This is a genomic window from Pseudomonas sp. 05N434 (genome assembly GCF_056396965.1).
The window spans coordinates 1-1,873 of the sequence record NZ_JBFTMK010000754.1; the positions used below are offsets into that span (position 1 = coordinate 1).

The following is a 1,873-nucleotide window of genomic DNA, read 5'->3' on the forward strand; positions in this document are numbered from 1 at the left end:
CCGTTACATCGGCGGCGTCACACCGTCCTTGCCGGCCGAGATGGATTGAGCGGTCAATGTCCCGTCGGCACTCTGGGTCACAAACGTCACGATCTTCACGCCCACCTTCAGCAAGCTGCGATCCCCCGGCACCAGATTGACGATCGGCACATCCTCCGGCACCAGAATCGTCTGTTGGCCGCCCTTGTAATTGACGGTCAGAACCCGGCCGTTGCTGACCACCAGATCGCCTACGCTGCCATTGGTCATGCTGCTGCCCTTGACCAGATCAAAAGGCCGATGGCCGTCGCCGCTGCCGGCCAGTTCCGGCGGGAAGACGTGGACTTCCAGCGCCTTGAGCGTGCCATCCTCCTGCGGCACGGCAGCCGAGCCGATGTAGCTGCCGGGCTTGATGTCTTCGATATTGGCCAGGGTGACAGCGCGGATTTTGGTGTCGTTGGTCAGGTTGATCACCACGTTCTCGCCGCTGTTGACATGGACCTTCATGACGTCGGCGCTGATGCCGGTGATCTCGCCGCGCACGCCAATGCGCATTCCCGGCGGCACATCGGCAGCCTGAGCAAGACCTGCCGTGAACAAACTGATCAAGGTAACAACGCAAGCGCCGCGAATCAGGTGACGGAACATCGCATTCATATCGAAGTACCTTCCGGTTTATGGAGCGCAGGAGAACATAAGCACGCTATCGAAGAGGATGTCAGTGAATGTATCATCGGATCCCACTGTTTGGACGCATGGTTCATCGCCAGACAGCGCATACCGGCGTTACTCATTCCGCAAAAGAATGATTACTATCAATCCAAACCCTCTTCCGCCGCTCTAGCCAGCCGATTAGCCTCTGCGCATTCCTTCTTGTTCAGCGAGCCATGTTATGAATCCAGCGACTCAGGCGCCCCACGGTGCCGCGACAATGACCCGGGGCATGGTGCTGCTTTTCGCCTTCTGCTGCGGCGCGATCGTCGCCAACATCTACTACGCCCAGCCGATCATCGGCCTGATCGCGCCGGACATCGGCCTGACCGACACCATGGCCAGCCTGATCGTTTCGCTGACGCAGATTGGTTATGCGCTGGGCCTGTTCTTCCTGGTACCGCTGGGTGATCTGCTGGAGAACCGTCGCTTGATGATCATCACCACCGTGGTGGCGATTGCCAGTTTGCTGGGCGCGGCGTTCACCGATCAGCCGAACGTGTTTCTGCTGATTTCGTTGCTGGTGGGTTTCAGCTCGGTGTCGGTACAGATCCTGATTCCGCTGGCCGCCCACCTGACGCCGGAAGCGTCGCGCGGCCGCGTGGTTGGCGGGATCATGGGCGGTCTGCTGCTGGGGATTCTGCTGGCCCGGCCGGTGTCCAGCGTAGTGGCTGACCACTTCGGCTGGCGCGCTATGTTCGTCATTGCCGCAGTTTTGATGGCTGCAATCAGCATCGTACTGGCCCTGACGGTGCCCAAGCGCCAGCCTGATCACAGCGCCTCTTATGGCCAGTTACTGGGCTCGCTCTGGACGCTGCTGCGCCAGCAACCGGTGTTGCGTCAACGGGCGTTTTATCAGGGTTGCATGTTCGCTACGTTCAGCCTGTTCTGGACCGCCGTGCCGCTGGAACTGGCGCGCAATCATGGCTTGTCGCAAACCCAGATCGCGATCTTCGCCCTGGTCGGAGCCATCGGCGCGATTGCCGCACCCATCGCTGGTCGACTGGCCGATGCCGGCCACACCCGCCTCGCCTCGCTGCTAGCGATGCTGTTCGCCAGCCTGAGCTTCCTGCCGGCCTTCATCCACCCGGCCTACAGCGTCATCGGCCTGGCCGTGACCGGCGTGGTACTGGATTTCTGCGTGCAAATGAACATGGTCCTCGGCCAGCGCGCGGTCTACACC

General features: G+C 61.0%; 2 protein-coding genes. One reads left to right on the forward strand and one right to left on the reverse strand.

Translation table 11 applies throughout. The annotated features are described in order from the left end of the window. Positions 1-3 precede the first annotated feature (3 nt). Positions 4-636, reverse strand: a complete 633-nt coding sequence (locus AC1DLB_RS28955) for a hypothetical protein (RefSeq protein ID WP_477744248.1) — start codon at positions 634-636, stop codon at positions 4-6. A 235-nt stretch (positions 637-871) separates the two neighbouring features. Here AC1DLB_RS28955 and AC1DLB_RS28960 point away from each other — a divergent pair. Further along, positions 872-1,873, forward strand: a 1,002-nt coding sequence (locus tag AC1DLB_RS28960; protein ID WP_477786185.1) for an MFS transporter, incomplete at its 3' end; no start/stop codon positions are given.